This window comes from Sulfitobacter pacificus (assembly GCF_030159975.1).
Lineage (GTDB): Bacteria > Pseudomonadota > Alphaproteobacteria > Rhodobacterales > Rhodobacteraceae > Sulfitobacter > Sulfitobacter pacificus.
In genome coordinates this window covers 3,418,520-3,440,709 of record NZ_BSNL01000001.1, presented here as the reverse complement: position 1 = coordinate 3,440,709, position 22,190 = coordinate 3,418,520, and the positions used below count along the sequence as shown (strand labels likewise).

23 protein-coding genes are annotated in these 22,190 nt (G+C 58.6%); 12 read left to right on the top strand and 11 right to left on the bottom strand.

Annotated features, from left to right (window positions below):
- The first annotated feature begins 56 nt into the window (after positions 1-56).
- The gene (locus QQL78_RS17210; RefSeq protein WP_284375191.1) at positions 57-1,283 is read left to right on the top strand and encodes an FAD-dependent monooxygenase; all 1,227 of its coding nucleotides are present in this window, start codon (positions 57-59) and stop codon (positions 1,281-1,283) included.
- Here the strand turns inward: QQL78_RS17210 and QQL78_RS17205 are convergent.
- The 5 genes from QQL78_RS17205 to QQL78_RS17185 all read right to left on the bottom strand — a co-directional run bounded on the left by QQL78_RS17205 (position 1,280) and on the right by QQL78_RS17185 (position 4,859).
- A complete protein-coding gene (locus QQL78_RS17205; protein ID WP_284375189.1) occupies positions 1,280-1,465 on the bottom strand; it encodes a Trm112 family protein in 186 nt (61 codons plus the stop codon). The two genes, QQL78_RS17210 and QQL78_RS17205, sit on opposite strands and share 4 nt — an antisense overlap.
- Positions 1,462-2,106, bottom strand: coding sequence for an LON peptidase substrate-binding domain-containing protein (locus tag QQL78_RS17200; protein ID WP_284375187.1), 645 nt, complete (start codon positions 2,104-2,106; stop codon positions 1,462-1,464). Before QQL78_RS17200 ends, QQL78_RS17205 begins: the two co-directional genes overlap by 4 nt.
- Before the next feature lie 27 nt (positions 2,107-2,133).
- On the bottom strand, positions 2,134-3,045 hold the full coding sequence (locus QQL78_RS17195; protein WP_284375185.1) for a thioredoxin family protein: 912 nt from the start codon (positions 3,043-3,045) through the stop codon (positions 2,134-2,136).
- Positions 3,046-3,111: 66 nt separating this feature from the next.
- Positions 3,112-3,900 carry an exodeoxyribonuclease III gene (locus QQL78_RS17190; RefSeq protein WP_284375183.1) on the bottom strand — a complete coding sequence of 263 codons (789 nt, stop codon included), beginning with the start codon at positions 3,898-3,900 and terminating at the stop codon, positions 3,112-3,114.
- 272 nt (positions 3,901-4,172) lie between these two features.
- Positions 4,173-4,859, bottom strand: a complete 687-nt coding sequence (locus QQL78_RS17185; protein ID WP_284375181.1) for a response regulator transcription factor — start codon at positions 4,857-4,859, stop codon at positions 4,173-4,175.
- Positions 4,860-5,026: 167 nt separating this feature from the next.
- Here QQL78_RS17185 and ribA point away from each other — a divergent pair, with 167 nt between their 5' ends.
- The gene (ribA, locus tag QQL78_RS17180; protein ID WP_284375179.1) at positions 5,027-6,115 is read left to right on the top strand and encodes a GTP cyclohydrolase II; all 1,089 of its coding nucleotides are present in this window, start codon (positions 5,027-5,029) and stop codon (positions 6,113-6,115) included.
- Between the two features lie 23 nt (positions 6,116-6,138).
- Positions 6,139-6,618 carry a L,D-transpeptidase family protein gene (locus tag QQL78_RS17175; RefSeq protein ID WP_284375177.1) on the top strand — a complete coding sequence of 160 codons (480 nt, stop codon included), beginning with the start codon at positions 6,139-6,141 and terminating at the stop codon, positions 6,616-6,618.
- Positions 6,619-6,648: 30 nt separating this feature from the next.
- Here the strand turns inward: QQL78_RS17175 and QQL78_RS17170 are convergent, their stop codons facing one another.
- Positions 6,649-7,302 carry a YggS family pyridoxal phosphate-dependent enzyme gene (locus QQL78_RS17170; RefSeq protein ID WP_284375175.1) on the bottom strand — a complete coding sequence of 218 codons (654 nt, stop codon included), beginning with the start codon at positions 7,300-7,302 and terminating at the stop codon, positions 6,649-6,651.
- Positions 7,303-7,404: 102 nt separating this feature from the next.
- A complete protein-coding gene (locus QQL78_RS17165) occupies positions 7,405-8,292 on the bottom strand; it encodes a porin (RefSeq protein ID WP_284375173.1) in 888 nt (295 codons plus the stop codon).
- 288 nt (positions 8,293-8,580) lie between these two features.
- Between QQL78_RS17165 and QQL78_RS17160 the strand changes: the two genes are divergently transcribed.
- The 5 genes from QQL78_RS17160 to QQL78_RS17140 all read left to right on the top strand — a co-directional run bounded on the left by QQL78_RS17160 (position 8,581) and on the right by QQL78_RS17140 (position 13,820).
- On the top strand, positions 8,581-9,081 hold the full coding sequence (locus tag QQL78_RS17160) for a DUF3576 domain-containing protein (protein WP_284375172.1): 501 nt from the start codon (positions 8,581-8,583) through the stop codon (positions 9,079-9,081).
- A gap of 102 nt (positions 9,082-9,183) precedes the next feature.
- Positions 9,184-11,745 carry a leucine--tRNA ligase gene (gene leuS / locus QQL78_RS17155; protein ID WP_284375170.1) on the top strand — a complete coding sequence of 854 codons (2,562 nt, stop codon included), beginning with the start codon at positions 9,184-9,186 and terminating at the stop codon, positions 11,743-11,745.
- Positions 11,732-12,214, top strand: a complete 483-nt coding sequence (lptE, locus tag QQL78_RS17150; RefSeq protein ID WP_284375168.1) for an LPS assembly lipoprotein LptE — start codon at positions 11,732-11,734, stop codon at positions 12,212-12,214. The genes leuS and lptE overlap by 14 nt, the downstream gene beginning before the upstream one ends.
- Positions 12,211-13,215: a DNA polymerase III subunit delta gene (gene holA, locus QQL78_RS17145; RefSeq protein ID WP_284375166.1), complete on the top strand. Its 1,005-nt coding sequence runs from the start codon at positions 12,211-12,213 to the stop codon at positions 13,213-13,215. Before lptE ends, holA begins: the two co-directional genes overlap by 4 nt.
- Positions 13,216-13,226: 11 nt before the next feature.
- Positions 13,227-13,820 (top strand): glutathione S-transferase family protein, encoded by a 594-nt coding sequence (locus QQL78_RS17140; RefSeq protein WP_284375164.1) that lies wholly within the window; start codon positions 13,227-13,229, stop codon positions 13,818-13,820.
- A gap of 8 nt (positions 13,821-13,828) precedes the next feature.
- On the opposite strand, the gene QQL78_RS17135 is transcribed toward QQL78_RS17140, so the two are convergent.
- From QQL78_RS17135 to QQL78_RS17120, 4 genes are all read right to left on the bottom strand, one after another.
- Complete coding sequence (locus QQL78_RS17135; protein ID WP_284375162.1) at positions 13,829-15,013, bottom strand: TIGR03862 family flavoprotein; 1,185 nt, start codon at positions 15,011-15,013, stop codon at positions 13,829-13,831.
- Entirely contained in the window at positions 15,010-16,341 is a 1,332-nt protein-coding gene (locus QQL78_RS17130; protein ID WP_284375161.1) for a mechanosensitive ion channel family protein, read from the bottom strand. The genes QQL78_RS17135 and QQL78_RS17130 overlap by 4 nt, the downstream gene beginning before the upstream one ends.
- Before the next feature lie 253 nt (positions 16,342-16,594).
- Entirely contained in the window at positions 16,595-17,206 is a 612-nt protein-coding gene (locus tag QQL78_RS17125; protein ID WP_284375159.1) for an enoyl-CoA hydratase/isomerase family protein, read from the bottom strand.
- Complete coding sequence (locus tag QQL78_RS17120) at positions 17,203-17,952, bottom strand: SDR family oxidoreductase (protein ID WP_284375157.1); 750 nt, start codon at positions 17,950-17,952, stop codon at positions 17,203-17,205. Before QQL78_RS17120 ends, QQL78_RS17125 begins: the two co-directional genes overlap by 4 nt.
- Before the next feature lie 156 nt (positions 17,953-18,108).
- Here QQL78_RS17120 and QQL78_RS17115 point away from each other — a divergent pair, with 156 nt between their 5' ends.
- The 4 genes from QQL78_RS17115 (at position 18,109) to QQL78_RS17100 (ending at position 22,189) form a co-directional block, all read left to right on the top strand.
- Positions 18,109-19,641, top strand: a complete 1,533-nt coding sequence (locus QQL78_RS17115) for a DUF2125 domain-containing protein (RefSeq protein WP_284375155.1) — start codon at positions 18,109-18,111, stop codon at positions 19,639-19,641.
- A gap of 138 nt (positions 19,642-19,779) precedes the next feature.
- Positions 19,780-21,126 (top strand): TldD/PmbA family protein, encoded by a 1,347-nt coding sequence (locus QQL78_RS17110; protein ID WP_284375153.1) that lies wholly within the window; start codon positions 19,780-19,782, stop codon positions 21,124-21,126.
- Positions 21,113-21,889, top strand: a complete 777-nt coding sequence (locus QQL78_RS17105; protein ID WP_284375152.1) for a 3'(2'),5'-bisphosphate nucleotidase CysQ — start codon at positions 21,113-21,115, stop codon at positions 21,887-21,889. The genes QQL78_RS17110 and QQL78_RS17105 overlap by 14 nt, the downstream gene beginning before the upstream one ends.
- Before the next feature lie 57 nt (positions 21,890-21,946).
- Positions 21,947-22,189 (top strand): DUF4170 domain-containing protein, encoded by a 243-nt coding sequence (locus QQL78_RS17100; RefSeq protein ID WP_284375150.1) that lies wholly within the window; start codon positions 21,947-21,949, stop codon positions 22,187-22,189.
- Position 22,190 lies beyond the last annotated feature (1 nt).

Genomic DNA, 22,190 nt, shown 5'->3' with positions numbered 1-22,190 from the left:
AGGTAGCGACGCTTGCGCACATGGACAATCCCCGGCGGCCCGCCATATTGAGCAGTATGGATTTTGACACAGATATCGCAATCATCGGTGGCGGGCTGAACGGCACGACGCTTGCCTTGGCTTTGGCGCAGGCAGGACAACGGGTGAGCTTGATCGATGCCCAGCGGGCAACGGTTTGGGAAGACCCTGAATTTGACGGGCGGTCTTATGCTCTTGCGCTGACCTCGACCCGGCTGCTGGAGGCGGTTGGCGTTTGGGCAGATGTGGTGCAAAACGCACAGCCCATGCTGGAGATCAAGGTGACGGACGGGCGGGCCGGTGAAGGCCCCTCCCCGATGTTCATGCATTTCAACCACGCCGAAATCGAAGAGGGCCCGATGGGGTTCATGATAGAGGACCGGTATTTGCGGCAGGCCCTGCAAGCCGCTGTATCAGCGACCAAGGCGATTACGTTGCTGGATGGTGAAACCGTTGTGTCACAGGATACGGATGTGTCCGGCATCTCGCTGACGCTGGCCTCCGGCAAAACACTGCGGGCACGGCTGGCGATCGGAGCCGATGGGCGCAACACCGGCACGGGTGAACGCGCCGGGATCAAGCGGATCGGCTGGAGCTATGGTCAGACGGCGTTGGTCTGTGCAATCGAACACAGCCTGCCACATGATGGTGTTGCGCATCAGTTCTTTATGCCGCCGGGGCCGCTGGCGATCCTGCCTTTGACCGGCAATCGCTCCTCCATCGTGTGGAGCGAGACCGATGTGAACGCCAAGGCAATTCACGCGCTTTCGGATGACGCCTATCTTGACGTGCTACGCCCCCGTTTCGGAAGTTTTCTGGGTGAGGTGGCGCTGGCCGGTAAACGCTACTGCTATCCGCTGGGTCTGTCGCTGGCACATGAGATGGTCGCGCCACGTGTTGCTTTGGTGGGCGATGCGGCCCACGGCGTGCATCCGATTGCAGGCCAGGGCCTGAACGCAGGGTTGCGTGACATTGCCGCTTTGGCAGAGGTCATCGCAGATGCCGCGCGGCGCGGCGAAGACATCGGGTCGGACGCGGCGCTGGCCCGCTATCAGGAATGGCGGCGGTTTGACAACACCACATTGGCGCTGGCCACTGACAGCTTTAACCGGTTGTTTTCGAATGATAACCCGCTGGTGCGCATGGCGCGTGATATCGGCATGGCCGCGGTTAACGCCCTGCCCGGCCTGCGCCGCAGGTTCATCCGGGAGGCGGCAGGGCTGACCGGCGATCTACCACGGCTGATGCAGGGCAGACCGCTTTAATCCAGCACCCGCGCTTCGTCGATCAGCATCACGGGAATGCCGTTGCGGATCGGATAGGCAAGCCCGGCGGTTTTCGACACCAGCTCCTGACGCTCGGCATCGTAACTCAGCGTGGTCTGGCTGCGCGGGCAAATCAGCGCATCCAACATGCGACGATCAAATTTGACAGTTGTGTCAGTCATTGCATAAATCCTTCATCCAGCCCGCCGCGCAGCGAAAATTCAATCAGTGTGATCAGGGTCTCGCGCCGGGTCTCAAGCGAAGGGGCCTCAAGCAACGCCTGTTTCCCTTCCTGATCAAGATCCAGCATCATCGACAGCGAGTTGATCAACAATTCGTCGTCGGCCTCTTTCATCGTGTCCCAATCCGCCGAGAGCCCCTGCGCGTCGAAATAACGGCCCAGCAGATCTAGAAAAGCCTCGCGTTGGAAACCGGCATCTTGTTCATCACTGCCAAGATCACGTTCAAACCCATCCCAGCAGACGTCGCATTTGCGGTAAGGGCTGAACCCTTCGACTTCACTCACAACACGAAACCGCGACATGCCACCCAAGGTGATCATATAGCGCCCGTCTTCCGTTTCGGAAAACTGGGTAATGCGACCGGCACAGCCGATGGTTTGCAACCCGGTTCCCTTGCGCGCTGAAGTTTCATTCGGCTGGATCATGCCGATCAACCGCTCATCGGTCTTTAGTGCGTCTTCGATCATTTGAAGGTAGCGCGGCTCAAAGATATGCAGCGGCAACCTTGCGCGGGGCAGCAACAATGCACCGCCCAGCGGGAAGATCGATATGGTATCCGGTAGGTCAGTGTTCTTGTTCATACCAAAGGATCTAGCGCGGGGCACACATCAGGCAAATATCAAAGAGCTAAGCTTGCGCCGACCGTTCAAAACCGCCGGATCTTCCGGCTTGAGCGCGTCAAAGATCGTGAACAACTGGGTCTTCGCCGCCCCGTCATTCCACTCCCGATCCCGCCGAAACAGTTCCAGCAGATGATCAACCGCGCCCTGTGCATCCGCATTGGCATAAAGCGCCTGCGCCAGATCAAACCGCGCTTGCAGATCGTCGGGTGCCGCTTCAACGGCGGCGGTCAGGTCGGCCACCGGTCCGGCGTCCGCCGCCTGTCGCGCCAGTTGCAACTGGGCATGGGCCGCTTCCAGTTCAGGTGCCTTGGAAATCTCAATCGGGGCACCGTTCAACAGGGCCTCTGCCTGATCCAGCTCCCCCATCGCGATAAGGGCGCGAACCTGCCCACCGTAGGCTTTGGCATTGTTGGGGTCTTCGCCCAACACGGCAGCAAAGGTCTGTGCTGCATCTTCAGCCGCACCTTCGCCCAGCATTTCCTCTGCCGCATCAATCGCAGCGTCCAGCCCATCGTCAGGCGCTTCACCGCCAGAGGCTTTGATCACCCGGTCAATGAAATCCTTGATCTCTGACGGGGGCACCGCACCTTGGAAACCGTCAATCGGCTGGCCTTTGAAAAAGGCATAGACGGTTGGCAAGGACTGGATTTGCAGCTGTCCCATGATCATCTGCGCCTCGTCGGCGTTGACCTTGACCATTTTGACCGCACCTTTGGCGGCTTTCACAGCTTCTTCCAACTGTGGGCCAAGCGTTTTGCACGGGCCGCACCAAGGGGCCCAGAAATCAACGATGACCGGGGTATGCTGGGAGGCATCCACCACATCGGCCATAAAGCTGGCTTCGTCGCTGTCCTTGATCAGGTCGTCGTCGGTCACACCGGTTAGGTTCAGTTCCATGTCTTATTCCTCGCTTGGTCGCGTTTGAGGGTATATGGGCGCTTTGCTGCCGGAATCAAAGGCCAATCAAAGATCAAACGTGGCAAAGACCGGCGCGTGGTCGCTGGGTTGTTCCCAGCCGCGCACCGCGCGGCCAATATGACTGGAGTGCGCCGCATTCGAAATGTCGGGCGTGGCCCAGATATGATCAAGCCGGCGGCCCTTGTCAGCCGCATCCCAATCGCGGGCGCGATAAGACCACCAGGAATAGAGTTTACCCTCGGGGATGTCCTGCCGGGTGATATCAACCCATCTGCCAGCGTCCTGCGTTGCGCCAAGGGCCTCGACCTCAACAGGTGTGTGACTGACCACTTTGAGCAGTTTCTTGTGATCCCAAACATCATCTTCACGCGGGGCGATGTTCAGATCGCCAACAAGGATGGATTTCTCTGGTTTCTCTGCATGGAACCAGTCGCGCATTTCGGCGAGGTAATCCATTTTCTGACCAAACTTTTCATTGATGGCGCGGTCGGGTTTGTCACCACCCGCAGGCACATAGAAGTTATGGATCGTGGTGCCATTTTCCAATTGCGCAGCAATGTGGCGGGCATGACCCAATTGCGCGAAATCCTTGTCACCTACGTCTTGCAGCGGCAATTTCGACAGGATCGCAACGCCGTTATAGCCCTTTTGCCCACGTGCGACCATGTGAGTGTAGCCAGCTGCCTTGAACCCTTCGAGGGGGATTTTCTCAACTGGGCTTTTACATTCCTGCAGACACAGTACATCCGGCCCATGTTCGGCCAGCATCCGCAGGACAAGCGGCTCGCGCAGGCGAACCGAATTGATGTTCCAGGTGGCAAGCGTGAAAGGCATGGGGATCTCCGCAAATTGATTTAGGCGAACCTTACCGCGTGCCCGCCCCCGCCGCCACGAAGAAAGGCACGGCTGCCCAGCGGGCATGCCTGAAGCGCGGTAAAATTTGCCGTTTTATAAAGAAAAAATGGCCGGACGCTGAGGTCCGGCCAAGTTTAGCAGGCAGGTATGTGTCATTACCCGGACACAAACTTCGGGATCAATGCGGAGCGGAAACTCATGAAAAAAGCGCTCCGACTGATCAACCTCGGGTCGGGAAATTGGTTCCCGACTTATGTCATTAATCTGTAGCCACCCGATTCGGTGACCAGCAGACGGGCGTTTGAGGGATCCGGCTCGATCTTTTGACGCAGTCGATAAATGTGGGTTTCAAGGGTGTGGGTCGTAACACCGGCGTTGTAGCCCCAAACCTCATGCAGCAATACGTCGCGCGGCACCACGCCATCGGTTGATCGATACAGAAACTTCAGGATGTTGGTTTCTTTCTCAGTCAGCCGCACCTTTTTGTCGTCTTCGGTGATCAGCATCTTCATTGATGGTTTGAAAGTATATGGCCCCAGCTGGAAAATCGCATCTTCGGATTGTTCATGCTGGCGCAGTTGTGCGCGGATGCGGGCCAGCAGAACCGGGAATTTGAACGGCTTGGAGACGTAATCATTTGCGCCGGCATCAAGACCAAGGATGGTGTCAGCATCGCCATCATGCCCGGTCAGCATCATGATCGGGCTTTTCACACCTTGCTTGCGCATCAAACGGCATAATTCGCGCCCGTCCGTATCGGGCAGCCCCACATCAAGGATCACAAGATCATACAGGGCTTCCTTGGCGCGGGCCATGGCATCGGCACCGTTGCCAGCTTCGAATACATCAAAGTCCTCGGTCATGACCAGCTGCTCGCTCAACGCTTCACGCAAGTCTTCGTCATCATCCACCAGCAGAATCTTCTTGAGCTGTGCCATAGTCGGGCTCCTTATCCGTTGTCTTACAGATGTAGTTCCACAGCCCCTAGGACAAGGTTTCACCACCCTGTTTCACAGGCGCGTGTGCAAAACCGGTTGAAATGTTTCATTTCCGGCTTCACTGACATAGATATCCCTCAATCCATTCGCAAAGTTGTAACACCTTCATGAGTCTCGCCCCCGATATCACCGAACAACTTGCCCGCGCCCGCGCTGATCTTCGCATGGGTGTGCCGGTGGTGGTGACCGGTGTTGCACCGGCGCTTGTGATTGCCGCCGAAACCCTGTCACCGCAACGTCTGGCGGATATCCTTGCGCTCGACGGGGACCCGGTGCTGGCCATCACGGCCCGTCGTGCCGAGACGCTAAAGGCGCGGGTCTATGACGGTGATCTGGCGCGAATCGCCCTGCCAAAGAACGCCACGCTGGACTGGGTACAAAGCATCGCGGACCCGGCTGACGATCTGCGCACCCCCATGAAAGGCCCGTTTGCCTGCCTACGTTCCGGGGATGCCGCGTTACATCGCACGGCTTTGCTTTTGGCCAAAACGGCGCGGTTGTTGCCTGCGGTTGTGGTACTGGAAATGCCCGACGCGGTCGAATTCGGCAGGGCACATGCCCTGACCCAGATTGATCTGGCGCGGACCTCCGCCGAACTGTCGATCCGCAGCCCGCTGCACCCCGTGGTTCAGGCCCGCCTGCCTGTGGAAGTTTCGGAAGCCGGCAAGCTGCATATTTTCCGACCCGAAAACGGCGGTGAAGAACATTACGCGATGGAGATTGGTCGCCCTGACCGCAGCAAGCCGGTATTGGCGCGGCTGCATTCCGCCTGTTTTACCGGTGACGTGATGGGCAGTCTGAAATGTGATTGCGGCCCGCAGTTGCGCAGCGCCTTATTGCAGATGGGCACCGAGGGACAGGGTGTCCTGTTGTATCTAAGTCAGGAAGGGCGCGGGATCGGCTTGGCCAATAAGATGCGGGCCTACTCCTTGCAGGATCAGGGGTTTGATACGGTGGAGGCCAATCACCGGCTGGGTTTTGAGGATGACGAACGTGATTTCCGTCTCGGCTCTGACATCTTGAAATCGATGGGGTTTTCCACGGTGCGCCTGCTGACAAACAATCCGCGCAAGGTCGAAATGATGCAGGCCAGCGGAATCAAGGTTGCCGAACGTGTACCGCTGCGGGTGGGCGAGAATGTTCATAACGCCGGTTATCTGGCGATCAAGGCGGCCAAATCCGGGCATCTTTTGTGACGCGCATGGCGGGCGCGCTAGACATGGTATTGACCCCGAAAGGCTTGCGCTTTGGCGGGCGGATGTACCCCTGCACCATCGGCAAAGCCGGAATCACAAGCCACAAACGCGAAGGGGACGGGGCCACGCCACGCGGTGCTCACCGGATCGTGGGCATGTTGTTTCGCCCGGACCGGATCGTGCAACCGACAGATTGGGCGGTTCCAATTGGTCCGGGTGATCTGTGGTCGGATGATCCCAAAGACCACGCCTATAACACGCTGGTTCAGGCCCCCTATCCGCACAGCCACGAGGTATTGCGCCGCGCGGACCCGCTTTATGATCTCGTGTTGTTGACCGATTGGAACTGGCCGGATGCAGTGGCAGGGCGTGGATCGGCGATTTTCATTCACCAATGGCGCTGCCCGGGCTATCCCACCGAAGGCTGCATCGCCCTGCGCCGCGTGGATCTATATGCTATCGCGTGTAGAATCACCCGGCACACAAGGTTGATCGTCCCGTAGGGCGGGCTTCACATCGCTGTCCACCCCATTTCATCCAGTGACACGTTCACCAAAGATTGCCGACCCGACCCGTACATGGGTCGCACCCAGGGCAATTGCCCGTTCAAAATCGCTGCTCATGCCCATCGACAGCCCGGACAACCCGTTGCGGGCGGCGATCTTGGCAAGCAGGGCAAAATGCAAGCTTGGCTCTTCGCTCACCGGCGGGATACACATCAGCCCTTTGACAGGCAAATCCAGCGCCAGACATTCCTTGATAAAGGCATCTGCATCCGCTGGCAAAATTCCCGCCTTTTGCTCTTCTTCGCCGGTATTCACCTGCACAAAAAGGTCCGGGCATTGCCCCTCTTCCTGTGCAAGACGGGCAAGGGTGTTGGCGAGTTTCGGACGGTCCAGAGAATGGATGGCATCAAACAGACCGATGGCCTGCCGTGCCTTGTTGGTTTGCAAGGGTCCGATCAAATGCAGATCCACCGCGCCAAAACTGTCACGGAAGGCCGGCCATTTGCCTGCAGCTTCCTGCACTTTGTTTTCGCCAAAACAACGGTGACCCTCGGTCAGAACCGCCTCTACCCGCGCGTTTGGCTGCACCTTGCTGACCGCAATCAGAGTGACAGAACCGGCAGCGCGGCCCACATCTGATTCGGCTTTTGCAATGGCGGTCTGAATGTCGTGCAGGCTCATGCGTGGTATCCTCGGTTGTTGCGTTCGGGATAACATCGGCATGGCGCAAAAGAAAAGGGGCAGGCCAAAGGCCCACCCCAAATCGTTTGGTTGTTGTTCAACTTAGAAGTTGAAGCGAACACCCAGATCGGCGCGTGTGTCGCCGTTCAAACGCTTCGCAACACCACCACGGATGGATGTACCGCCACCCAGGTCGTGGTTGAAGTCAACACCGTAGCCTGTGTCGGAACCCATGTCCGCATCAGCAACGTAAACTTCTACGTTTGTTGCTGCGCCTACGTCAAAACGACCGGCCAGAACGATGTGATCGCCTGCTGTGCCGTTGTCTGCGTATGCCAGAGTGATGTTGGCTGGGCCGATGGAACCGCCAACAGATGCTGCGAACTCAGTGTCCGCTGCGTTGTCGGAGTCCTGTGCACCCAGAGCAACTGTCCAACCGGAGAACGTGTACGCAACGTGTGCTGCGATACGGTCGGATGTGTCAGAAGCAGAAACGTGTACGGACAGGTCGCCTGCGGAGTACATTACTTCAACACCGTTGGAACCAGCTGCGCCGTTGCCGCCGGAGGAGTATGCGTCGCCGCGGAAGTTGTACGCGGTGTAGTCATAGCCCAGACCGGTCAGACCCAGGTCGATTGGGTACATGCCAGGCATGAATTCCAGAGCGCCGAAGATGTTACCAACACCGACTTCCAGACCACCGGAACGTGCGAAGAAACGAACGCCGTTGATGCCTGTACCGGCAGGGGAGCCAGCGTTGTCTGTGTTGTTCTGCTGGATACGAGCACGTGCACCGAATGTGACGCCTGCGTCAGATTCTGCTGTTGCGTCGATCTGCAGGCGGAAACGTGAAGTCACGTCTGTGGAGTCGCCAGCGGCTGTGTCGTTATAGATGATACCAAAGCGACCGTAGCCGCCGAAAGTAACGTCTGCTGCTGCAACGCCGGCGGTCGCAACCAGAGCTGTTGTAGCGAAGAGAACTTTTTTCATGAGTTTACCCTCGGTTTATAATTCACATGCCCAAGCCGGGGAATCCGGAAAGGGTATGAAGGGTGTTTGCCCCCGATGCCCCTTCATTGGCAAGAAGCCAGAAACGCTTCGAGACATTGCCCTGCCCAATGGTGCAGCTTTGCCACAGTTTTGACATCGGCCCGGCACATCGGATCCCCGGATCGGCCCCGGACAGGGGTTTTCCTTGGGAATCGCCCCTCTACATATGCCTTGCTCAGGCGGCAGAGCTTGGGTAGACCATTGCAAAACAGGCAAAGGATCGCAGGCATGGCCCGTATAACCATATGCAAAATCGCCCTTATTACTGCCCTGGTGGCGGCACTTGGCGGCTGTGGTGCGCTGCGCAGCCTCGGCGGCGGTGCAGATGAGCCTTCTGCCAGTGTGAACAATCCGAACATCCCGAGCAATATTGAGACCAACACAGACAATACCATCTGGTCGATCTTCAATCGCAAGACCAGTGACAACACCATCGCGGTAAACAAATATCTCTGGTCCGCGTCGCTTGAAGTGCTGTCGTTCCTGCCGGTGCAATCGGTTGATCCTTTTACCGGTGTGATCGTCACCGGTTATGGCACACCGCCCGGTGGTGGCAGGGCTTACCGCGCAACTGTGCTGGTCGATGATCCCGCACTGGATGCACGTTCGTTGAATGTTGCGCTGCAAACCCGTGGCGGCCGCGCCGTCAGCAAGGCGACCGCCCGTGCTGTCGAAGATGCAATCTTAAGCCGCGCGCGCGAGCTGCGCATCGCGGATAACAAATTCTGAGCCCATACTCATTCACGCTATTTCACGCCGGGCCCTGTCGATAAACAGCCCGGCGTTTTCCATTCTAAAGGGCCGCAAGCCCCATTCGTAAAGGTCCAAACGATGTCCCGATACACCCCTGCCGAGATTGAAGCCCGCTGGCAGCAAGCCTGGGAAAAAGACGAAATCTTCAAGGCGGTTCGCTCTGCCGACAAGCCAAAGTATTACGTGCTTGAGATGTTCCCCTACCCATCTGGCCGCATCCATATGGGCCATGTGCGCAACTATACGATGGGCGATGTGATCGCGCGCTATAAACTGGCGACCGGGCATAGCGTACTGCATCCGATGGGCTGGGACGCCTTTGGCATGCCGGCGGAAAATGCCGCAATGGCGATTGGCGGCCACCCCAAGGATTGGACCTACGGCAATATTGCCGAGATGAAAAAACAGATGAAACCGCTGGGCCTGTCCATCGACTGGACCCGCGAATTTGCCACCTGTGATCCTGAGTACTACGGCCAGCAGCAGGCGCTGTTCATTGATTTCCTTGCCGAAGGCCTTGTGTATCGCAAGAACGCCATCGTGAACTGGGATCCGGTGGATATGACCGTGCTGGCCAATGAGCAGGTCGAGGCAGGGCGCGGCTGGCGCTCTGGTGCCTTGGTGGAACGGCGCGAGCTGACGCAGTGGTTCTTTAAAATCTCTGAACATTCCGAAGAGCTGCTTGACGCACTTGATTCGCTCGATAACTGGCCCGCCAAGGTCAAACTGATGCAGGCCAACTGGATCGGTAAATCGCGCGGGTTGCAATTTGCTTTCTCCACGGTGGATGCCCCCGAAGGCCATGACCGGATCGAAGTGTACACGACCCGCCCCGACACCTTGCTGGGCGCATCCTTTGTTGGTATTTCACCGGATCACCCGCTGGCCAAGCAGCTTGAGAAGGACAATCCCGAGCTTGCAGCCTTCTGTGCCGAATGTCGCAAAGGGGGCACCACGGAAGAAGCGATCGAAACCGCTGAGAAGCTGGGCTTTGACACTGGCATTACCGTGCGCCACCCCTTTGACACCGCACATGAATTGCCAGTCTATATCGCCAACTTCATTCTGATGGATTACGGCACGGGCGCGATTTTCGGCTGTCCGGCACATGATCCGCGCGACTTTGAATTTGCCACGAAATATGAATTGCCGATCATCTCGACCTATCTGCCCAGCGAAGAGAGCGCGGAAGAGCTGAGCGAGGCCTTTGTCCCCGCCAAGACCGACAAGGTGTTCTACAACCGCGGCTTTGCGGGCGAACAATGGCAAACCGGCAATGAGGCCATCGACGCCGCGATTCGCTTTTGCGAGGAAAACGGTGTTGGTCAGGGTGTCACCAAATTCCGTCTGCGCGACTGGGGCCTGTCGCGCCAGCGTTATTGGGGCTGTCCGATTCCTGTTGTGCATTGTGATGCCTGCGGTGTGGTGCCGGAAAAGAAAGAGAACCTGCCGATCGAGCTGCCCTATGACGTGAATTTCGACACGCCCGGCAACCCGCTGGACCGGCATCCAACATGGCGCGACTGCGCCTGCCCGTCTTGCGGCAAACCAGCCAAACGCGAAACCGATACGATGGACACATTTGTCGACTCGTCGTGGTACTTCGCCCGTTTCACCGCGCCCGACGCTGAAACACCGACAAACATGGAAGACGCCAAATATTGGATGAATGTCGATCAGTATATCGGTGGCATCGAACACGCGATTCTGCATTTGCTGTATTCACGCTTCTTTGCCCGTGCGATGCAGATCACCGGACATCTGCCGGAATCTGCGATTGAGCCGTTTGATGCGCTGTTTACCCAAGGCATGGTAACCCACGCGATCTATCAAACCCCCAAGCAGGACGGACGCCCGACCTACCACTACCCCGAAGAGGTTGAGCTGCGCGAGGGCAAGGCGTTCCTCAAGGAAGACGGGCGCGAGGTGGAGGTGATCCCCTCCGCCAAAATGTCCAAGTCAAAAAACAACGTCGTGGACCCGCTGAACATCATTTCAAACTACGGCGCGGATACCGCACGCTGGTTTGTGCTGTCCGATTCGCCCCCCGAACGGGACGTCGAATGGACCGCCTCGGGTGCAGAAGCCGCGTTCAAACACCTGAACCGGGTCTGGAACATCTGTGACCGGATCGGCGCGATGGACAAGGATGCGGCAGGGTCCGGCGACGAAGATCTGCTGCGCGCCATGCATAAAACCATCCATGATGTGACCATGGGTGTGGAATCCTTTGGGTTCAACGCTGCCATCGCCAAGCTTTATGCTTTCACCGCAACCTTGCAGAAATCCAAAGCGGGTTACGCGGCACAGCGCGAGGCGGTGATGACCCTGGCACAGCTGATGTCGCCGATGACACCCCATCTGGCAGAGGACATCTGGGCGCATCAGGGCGGCGAAGGGCTGATTGTCACGGCCCCATGGCCGCAGGCAGATGACAACATGCTGGTGGATGACACCGTCACCCTGCCGATCCAGATCAACGGCAAACGACGGGCAGAAATCAACGTACCGGCAGATATGTCGAAAGAAGAGGTTGAAAAAATCGCCCTCGCCCATGAAGCTGTTATTCGAACCCTTGATGGTGCGACGCCCAAAAAAGTGATCGTTGTGCCCGGACGGATTGTGAATGTTGTCGCTTAACCGCAGACTGATGCTACTTGCCCCGCTGGCCCTTGTGGCCTGTGGGTTTGAGCCGGTCTATGGTCCGGGCGGGTCCGGGGCCGCCCTGCAAAACCGCGTTGCGGTCGATCCGCCGGGCAGTCAGGACAGTTATCTTCTGGTACGCGAGCTTGAGAATCGTCTGGGCCGCAGCACCGATCCGGCTTTTGCCCTGTCGATGGTGATCAACACCTCGCAAGCGCAGCTGGCGATTGACCGCGAGGGCGACACTGGCAGGTTCAACCGCATTGCCAATGTGCAATACAGCCTGCGCAGTCTGGCAAATGGACAAATCCTGACCTCTGGCAAGGTCGAGAATTTTGTCGGCTATTCTGCAACCGGCACCACAGTCGAAACTCTGGCAGGTGAACAGAACTCTCAGGAACGGCTGATGACAATCATCGCAGACCAGATTGTCAGCCGCCTCTATGCCGCTGAAATAAACGTATGAAGCTCAGTCCGCGTGATGCTAACGCCTATTTCAAACGACCGGATGCCGATAAAACCGGCCTGTTGATCTTTGGCAGTGATGCCATGCGTGTGGCGCTGAAACGTCAGGAATTCCTAAAGGCCCTGTTGGGTGCGCAGGCCGAAGAAGAGATGCGCCTGACCCGTATTCCCGCCGCCGAACTGCGCCGTGAGCCTGCGATGTTGCTGGATGCGATCAAGGCCATCGGGTTTTTCCCCGGACCGCGTGCGGCATTGGTGGAAGACGCAAATGACAATGTCGCCAAGATATTGCTCGACACGTTGAAAGACTGGCAGCAGGGCGACGCACAGATTGTCGTAACCGGCGGCGACCTCAAGAAAACGTCAAAAATACGCAAGGCGTTTGAGGCGCATCCAAACGCCTATGCGCTGGCGATTTATGACAACCCGCCGGACCGCGCCGAAATTGAACGGATGCTGGCCGAGGCCAGGCTGACGCCGGACAATGACGCCATGGCGGCACTGGTTGATCTGGCCCGCGCCATTGATCCGGGCGATTTTCGCCAGACGCTGGAAAAGCTGTCGCTATACAAACTGAACGATAGCACCCCGCTTGGCGCAGATGACATTGCCGCCTGCGCCCCCACCTCAACCGAAGCGGATGTGGATGACATCCTGCATGTGGTGGCCGAGGCCCGCGCGCGTGACATCGGCCCGGTGATGAGCAAACTGCAGGCCCAAGGCGTCACCGCCGTCACCCTGACCATTATGGCGACCCGCCATTTCCGCACACTTTACCGTATCGCCGCCAACCCCGGTGCGCCGGTTTACGGGGTGCGCGACCGTGATCGCGTGACACGCCAGTCCAGCAGCTGGGGTGCGGCCAAACTTGAAACCGCCCTGTCTGTCCTGACCGATACCGACCTGACGCTGCGCTCTGCTGGGCAAAACGCCCCGGCGCTGGCATTGGTGGAACGTGCCTTTATCCGCCTTGCGATGCTGGGTGCTCAAAGAAACCGTTGAAAGGGAAATCCATGTATACTGTTGTTGGTGCCACCAAATCCCGCGCCTTTCGCGTCATGTGGATGCTTGAGGAGCTGAGCGAGGAGTATACCCAGATCGCCGCAGCCCCGCGGTCACCCGAGGCGAAAGAGTTTAATCCCACCGGCAAGATCCCCGCGCTGCTGGTCGGGGATGAGGTGCTGACCGACAGCGTTGCGATCATGACCTATCTTGGTGACAAACATGGCAAGCTGACCGCCCCCGCCGGCACCATCGCCCGCGCACGTCAAGACGCGATGACCTTTTGGCTGATCGATGAATTCGACGCGATCCTTTGGGCGGCAGCAAAACACAGCTTTGTTTTCCCCGAAGACCAACGCGTCCCCGCGATCAAGGACAGCCTGAAGGGCGAATTTACCCGCGCCGCTGATCTGCTTACCCGACATCTTCAGGGGCCGTTCCTGCTGGGTGATCAGATGACCCATGCGGATATTCTGGCGGTACATTGCATCAACTGGTCAATTGGCGCGGGATTCCCGCGGGTCAATGACGAATTGGGCCAATGGGCCGCGGCCATGCGCCATCGCGATGCCTTCAAAGCCGCGCAAGCCAAACAACCCACCTAGGGCCGGGGTTACCGCGCCGCTTCGGCCCATTCCGCCGCATGCTGCCCTGCCCAACGCCCTGTCGCAAGGCAGGCCGTGATCAGATAGCCGCCCGTCGGGGCCTCCCAATCCAGCATTTCGCCCGCAGCAAACACGCCGGGGATATCACGCAGCATCAACCCCTGATCGAGGGCTGCGAATGATATGCCTCCAGCTGTCGAAATCGCCTCGTCCATCGGGCGCAGCCCTGCGTTTTTGATTGGCAGTGCCTTTAGCAGCCGCGCCGTGGCCCGCAGCCGGTCCGGCAGGGGCCGCGCCATTTCCTGCACCACCGCAATTTGCGCCGGTGTCAGACGCAATGTCTTGCGCAGATGGTTGGACAGGCTTGCCTTGCCACGCGGCGCTTGCAGTTTGCTTGTGACCTGCGGCACGGTCATATCGGGCAGCATGTCAAGGAAAAGGTCATGCCCCTCGCGCACACCGCGCGACACGGAATAGATGCCACCGCCCTCAAGCCCTTGCGCGGATAGGGTTGCCTCGCCGCGCGAGTGATAAGGGCCCGCTTGCCATGCCACCCCTTTCAACGCCGTGCCTAGATGTTTTGTCATATGATCTGACCACGGCACCTGAACACCTGCGTTCGATCCCGCGAAAGGGGCAAGAGCCACGCCTTTTTCCGCCAGAATATCCGCCCATTTCCCTGTCGCGCCCAGCCGTGACCAGCTGGCACCGCCCATGGCCAGAACCGTCACATCGGCGGATAAGGTCTGCACACCCTCGGGCGTCTGGAACGCCAGTGCAGCGCCATCCCACCCCTGCCAAAGCCAGCGGGTGTTAACGGTCACGCCCAGATCGCCCAGCCGCCCCATCCACGCGCGCAGCAGGGGCGAGGCTTTCATCGCCTTGGGAAACACCCGACCCGTTGTGCCGGTAAACACCTCTTGATCCAGACCACGCGCCCAATCCTGCACCGCGTCTGATCCGAAACTTTCGATCATCGGTGTCAGCGGGCTGCGGGCTTCGGCGAAGACTTCCATAAAGGGCACAAAGGCTTCTTCCTTGGTCAGGTTCAACCCTGACTTCCCTGCCATCAGAAACTTGCGACCGACCGAGGGTTTCCCCTCGCAGATCGTCACGCGCAAACCCGCCTGCGCCATGACTTCGGCCGCCATCAACCCCGCAGGGCCTGCGCCAATCACCACAGCATGTTTCATGTATCGACCTTCGGCAAACCGCCCTTGATCTCGACAACCCGCTGAGGATAGGGGATTTCGATGCCCGCGTCTTTCAACGCATTCCAGATCAGGAACAACACGTCCGATGTGTATTTATTCGGCCCGTCGTCCAAGCCGTTGACCCAGAATTCCACTGCGAAATCAATCCCATTGTCGCCAAATCCACGCAGCTCGCAATCGGGGGGATAGGGCAGATCCAGCACTTCGGGATGTTTGGCCACTGCGGCTTCGATCAGCGACGGGACAAGGTTGATATCGGTATCATAGCTGACGGAAAACGGGGCCTCGTAGCGGTTGGCCGAACCACTGTCGGAATAGTTGACCACCCGTGTGGTGATGAAATCCTCATTCGGGACAACAATCCAGCGGCCATCGAAAGTTTCTAGAATCGCGGCGCGGGCCATCATCTTGACGATCTTGCCCTGCTCGCCACCGTCCAGTTCCACGTAATCGCCAACCGTCGCCTGCCCTTCGACCAGCAGGATCACACCGGAGATAAAATTCGACGCAATCTTTTGCAGGCCAAACCCAAGGCCAACACCAATCGCCCCGCCCAGAACCGCCAGCGCGCTTAGGTTGATGCCCATGATGTTCATCAGCAACAGGAAGGCGATGGCAAAGATCGAAAACTCTGCGGTCTTGATCAGCAATTGCCGGATCGAGGGGCGCATTTCCTCGTTTTTGGCAATCAACGCCGTGGTTTGGGTGTTCGACCACTGTCCCAACCAGAACAGCAGCGACCCTGCAATCAGGCCGCGCACCAGCGTCATCAGCGAGAAACGGATATTGCCGACACCCACAATGGTTTCGGTCAGCGCGGCGCTGGCGACATCCAACAGACCCAGCGCATAAACCGCCATAATCGGCAGCAGGATATAGCGGCCCAAAAGTTTGAGAAACGAATCCTTGATAATGTCACGCACCAGCGCACGGGCCGCCAAAAACAGGAACAGGCGTTTACCAAAAGCAATAACCGCACCGGAATCAAACAGTGAGCGCACGATGCCTTCGCCAATCCCGGTCAGCGCATAAGCCAGCAGCGGCGAGATCAACGCCAGGTAAGGCAGAATAAACCGGCGGGGCGTCGCGAACAGGTTCTCGCCCTCACCCGGATCAATCAACGCGTGCAACGCAGGTTTCAATTTGCGGGCGATCACCCCCGCCAGCAACCATGCCAGCACCAGCAGCGCGAATTGAGACCAAGCGGCAGGGCTTAACAGCCAGCTGAGGGCCAGCTCCCATCCCTGCACTGCGTAGCCATAAGCCTGCTGCACGATTTCCGGTTGGGAGGAGAGATCAAATTGCATGGTATCGCCTTGTTTTACGCACCTGTCGCGCAATGCTCTTGCCTGCCTTGGGCCCAAGGTTCAAGTTTTTTGCGATATACCGACGGTTTTGCCCGAAAAACCGCGCAAGTTGTGGCCCGGCGATGTCTTGACGCGGCTTGCCCCGGAGCAGAGAGTGGCGAAAAACAAAAAAGAGGCAATCGATGCGTATTCTCCTGACCCTTTCCGCCCTGCTGGTCCTTGCCGCTTGTGACGTGCCATTTGTGCCGCTGATCTAGGGGTTACACATCCGTTTAATTTCGGCAGCAATCTCCGGTTTGGCCGCAACGGTCAGGGCGCTGATCTCCTGTGCATGGGCAAGCAAATCCGCCCCATCAACAATCCGGTCGATCAACCCAAAGGTCAGCGCCTCTGGGGCTTCAATCTTTTGCCCGCCCATCAGGATCAGCTTGGTCCGCGCCGGGCCAATCAACGCCGCCATGCGTTTGGGATCAGAGGGCTGCGGCAGAAATCCCAGCTTCATCACCGGATAAAAGAACTTTGCACCCGGCACAGCGATACGCAGATCGCAGGCCAGCGCCATGCCCATGGCCCCGCCTGCCAAGGTGCCATTCAGCGCGGCGATGCTCAGCCCCGGTAAGGCGGCGATGGCCCCGGATAGGCGTTCCCAGACGTCAGAGGTTGCAAGCCCCGCCACTGCTTCTTCCAGATCAGCACCGGCGCTGAATACCTTACCGCGAGCGGTCAGGATCACAGCGCGGGCGGATCCGGCACTTTCCATAATCTCGGCCAGTTCGGTCAGCATCGCATGGGTCAGCGAATTGGCCTTGTCGGGCCGATTGATTGTTACCGTCCAGACATCCGCGTCCTTATGCAGCTCGATCACGTCAGGCCCACCGCACGGCGGATGCCTTCATCGCGCAGCGAGATTTCCTGGCCTTTGAAACCGTCTGCCTCAGGGCTGCACATCCACAGCAGGCATTTGGCAGGCCAGTCCGCAGGCACGTGATCCTCCCACGCCAGCTTGCTGACCGGGTTGATGCCCGATGCCTTGATCTCGCGCTGCATCTGGGTGGCGACCGTGCCCGGTGACAGGCCGATGGCGCGGATACCGTTTTCGGCCTCTTCCAGATCCACACATTTGGTCAGCATATGCACCGCCGCCTTGGACGCACAATAATGGCTCCATGCCTCTACCGGCCCATGCGCGGCACCGGATGAAATGGTCAGGATTGATCCACCCCCCTTGGCCTTCATCACCGGCAAGGCGGCATGCATGCCGTTGAACACGCCCTTGAGGTTAATGTCGATCACTTGCCCCCATGCATCAGGGTCAGCATCCCCCAGATGCGCCACAGGTTCGATCACACCGGCGTTGTTGATCAGCACGTCCAGACCGCCAAAGGTCTGCACGGTCTTTTCCACCGCCGCTGCCATATCGGCGTAATTGGCCACGTCACAGGGAATCGCGATGGCGGCTTTGCCGATCTCTGCGGTCAATTCTTTCAACGCCCCTTCGGAGCGGGCCAGCAAGGCCACATTCGCCCCTGCCTCGGCAAAAATCCGCGCGGCTTCGGCCCCAATGCCCCGGCTTGCGCCAGTGATCATGACGGTCTTGTTCTGCATATCCATGGTGCGGTATTTCCTTTATTGCCTGTGCAGCTTTTTGCAATTTCCTTGACCTATGTGGTAGTGTTCTGCCGAAGATTGGTCCACCCCCGACCACATGGCTTGACCTTGTCCAGCCTTTCAAAGACTTTGCGCAGACATTGCCAAAAGGAATTACCCATGTCCCGTTTCACGCCGATTGCACTTGGCCTCGCGCTGCCCTTTTCCCTTGCCACACAAGCCGCTTGGGCGGACCTGACACCGCAGGAAGTCTGGGGCGACTGGCGGGCCTATATGGAAGGCATGGGATATGAGATCACAGCAACCGAAACCGCCAATGGTGATGATCTGACGGTCAGTGATCTCAGCTTTAGCTTTGCCATCCCTGAAAGCGATGGGGCGATGTCGATGTCTTTGGGGTCCCTCGCCTTTAACCAGAACCGCGACGGCACGGTTGCAATTGTCATGCCCGACACGGTGCCAATCACCGTGACGGGCGAAGATGCGGCAAACGGCGGTGAACCTTTTACGGTAACGGTCAACTTTACCCAAAATGATCACGCAATCACGGTCAGTGGCGATCCCGAGGACATGACTTATCTTTACACCGCGCAAAACTTTGCGATGGACATGACCCGGATGAAGGTCGGTGACAAAGAAATGTCCGGTGACGACGCACGGATAAACTTTTCTGGCACCAACCTAAGCAGCACAACCTCCATGACCATCGGTGACATGCGCGGATATGATCAAAACGGCAGCATTGAAAGCATGGCGTTTGATCTGTTTGTAAACGACCCCGACAAGGCGGATGCCCAAGGCGCAATCAAGGGCACCATGGGCGGCGTCACCTTCACGGGTCAGGGTGAGCTGCCGCTTGAAGTGGCCAAAGGTGCCGATATGTCCACGCTGATGGCGGGGGGTTTTGATGCCACTGGTAGCCTGAGCTATGCATCGGGGAGTTCCGAATTTGACATCAAGGATCCGGAGAATGGCAACTATGTGATGAACACCACATCTCAGGGCGGCGATTTCGGCTTCAAGATGAGCGCAAACGGGCTGGCCTATGATGTGGCCCAGCGTGACGTGAACATTGGGGTCACCATGGAAATGATGCCCTTCCCGTTTGAGATCAAAATGGCCGAAAGTGGCTTCAACCTTGCCATGCCCGTCAGTAAATCCGACGAGGCACAGGATTTTGCATTCGGTCTGAACCTCAGCGATTTTACCATGTCCGATATCATCTGGAGCATGTTTGACCCCGCCGCACAATTGCCGCGCGATCCGGCGACAGTTGTATTGGATCTGACCGGCAAGGTAAAAATGCTGGTCGATTGGATGAACCCAGAGGCGGCGGCACAGATGACAGGCTCTCCCGGTGAGGTGAAAGCCGTGAACCTTGGCACATTGCTGGTCAGTGCCGCCGGTGCGAAACTGGAAGGTGCAGGCGACATCACCTTTGACGGGGCCGCTGGCGGTCTGGTGCCCGGTGCAGGCAATCCCATTGGGGATGTGGATCTTGCGCTGGCAGGAGGCAACACCTTGCTGGACAAACTGGTCGCAATGGGCTTGCTGCCGCAGGATCAGGCGATGGGTGCGCGGATGATGATGGGGCTGTTCACCGTGCCCGGTGATGCGCCCGACACGTTGAAATCCAAGATCGAATTTACCCCCGACGGTCAAATTCTGGCAAACGGGCAGCGCCTGCGTTAACCAGCGCGGTAGCTGCAAAACTTTGCATTTGCTACAGGGGCGCGGCATAGGCTGCGCCCTTTTTACATGCCTCCCTTGTCCTTTGAGGGGGCGCAGGTTACCTCCTTAGGCACAGGACCCAAACCGGAGCTTTCCCTTATGTCACTGCCCCTGGACGCGCTGACCAAATCGCTTTTGCAGGCCGCCACCAAAGCCGGTGCCGACAGCGCAGAAGCCAAGGCGGTGCAGGCGACATCGGTTTCTGTCGACGTGCGCGGCGGTGCGCTGGAGCAGGCGGAACGCGCGGAAGGTGTCGACATCGGCTTGCGGGTTTTTGTCGGGCAACGCGCGGCGACCGTGTCGGCCTCTGATACCTCAAGCCGCACCATTGAAGAGATGGCGGTGCGGGCGGTTGCCATGGCGCGCGAGGCCCCGGAAGATCCCTATGCCGGGTTGGCCACGCCGGACCAGCTGGCACAGACTTGGGACATCGACGCGCTGGAGCTTTATGACCCCACGCCCGAACCGTCGCCCGAAGACTTGCAAGACGATGCCGCCCGCGCAGAGGCAGCCGCCCTTGGCATCCAAGGGGTGACACAGGTGCAATCCGCCAGTGCGGCCTATGGCGCACAAGAGGTTTTCACCGCCATGAGCAACGGTTTTGAAGGCGGGTATTCGCGCACGGACCGTGGGCTTTCCTGTGTGGCCATTGCCGGCACTGGCACCGGGATGGAGCGTGATTATGATGGTGACGGGCGCATCTTTCAAAGTGACCTGCGCAGCGCCGAAGATATCGGGCAATCCGCCGGAAACCGTGCGGTGGAGCGGATGGATGCACGCAAACCGCCAACCGGTGCCTATCCGGTTTTGTTTGACGAACGCATTTCCTCCAGTCTGATCGGTCACTTGCTCTCTGCCGTAAACGGCAGCGCGGTGGCGCGGGGCGCCTCCTTTCTGCGGGATGCCATGGGCGAGGCCGTACTGCCCGACCACCTGTCCCTGATCGAAGACCCGCACCGTCCGCGCACCAGCGGCTCGCGGCCCTTTGATGCCGAAGGTCTGCCAACACAGAAACGGCTGATAGTGGAAAACGGTGTGCTGCAAGGCTGGACACTTGATCTGGCCAATGCCCGCAAACTGGGGCTGAAGGCCACCGGCAACGCGGCGCGTGGCACCTCCTCTGCGCCGGCCCCGACGAACTGGAATGTGGCCCTGACCCAAGGCAGCCAAACCCGGGCCGAGCTGATCCGCGAGATGGGCACCGGCCTGCTGGTCACCTCGATGATCGGATCAACCATCAACCCCAATACCGGTGATTATTCACGCGGGGCTGCCGGGTTCTGGATCGAGAACGGCGAAATCACACATACGATCAACGAATGCACCATCGCGGGCAATCTGCGTGACATGTTGCGGGTGATGGTCCCTGCCAATGACGCCCGCACCCACCTCAGCCGGGTAGTGCCCTCGCTGCTGGTCGAAGGGATGACACTTGCCGGCGCATGACCTGCCCTTGCTGATCGACGCCGCGCGCATGGCGGGACGGGTTGCGACCAGCTTCACCGGACCCACGGCGCAGCGTTGGGACAAGGCCGATGACGCGGGGCCGGTGACCGAGGCTGATCTGGCAGTCAACGCACAGCTTTTATCGACCCTGCGACTGGCGCGGCCCGACTATGGCTGGCTGTCAGAAGAAACCGAGGACAACGCCGACCGCCTGTCACAAGACCGCGTGTTCATCGTGGACCCAATTGATGGCACCCGCAGCTTTGTCGAAGGCTCCAACACCTGGGCGCATTCCATTGCAGTGGCGGAACACGGGGTGATCACAGCGGCAGTTGTTTACCTTCCACTAAGGAACAAGCTTTATGCAGCGGCCAAAGGCGGCGGGGCCACCTGTAACGGGGTGCCGATCGTGGCATCCGAAAAGGCGCAGCTTGAGACATCTTCGGTGCTGGTGGCAAAGCCCGCGATGCAGGGAGATCATTGGAAAACCAACATCTGCCCCGACTTCAAACGCAGCTTTCGCCCCTCACTCGCCTACCGTCTTGCCCTTGTCGGCGAAGGCCGGTTCGAGGCGATGCTCACCCTGCGCAAAAGCTGGGAATGGGACATCGCCGCCGGCGCGCTGATCGTTGCCGAAGCGGGCGGCATCGCCCTTGACCGAACCGGTGCATCCTTGCGGTTTAACAACCCCGACCCGCGCCTGAACGGTGTGGTGGCGGGGGGCACACCGGCCTGCGCCGCTTTGATCGACGCACTTGCGTGAGAACTCTCATCTGGGTACGCAGCTGTAACGCTTGCCCGCATTAACAAGGATCCTGATATGACCCAACGCTTGCACCTCGTCTTTGGTGGCGAACTGGTTAACCCCAGCGAAAACGTCTTTAAGAACGTCGATGACATTCATGTCGTCGGCATCTTCCCAAATTACGCCAGCGCTTTTGATGCTTGGAAAAATGAAGCGCAGCGCACCGTAGACAATGCGCATATGCGCTATTTCATCGCGCATTTGCACCGCCTGCGGGATGAAGAGGCTGCGGCATCCTCTACCGAAGAACTGGGCTAAA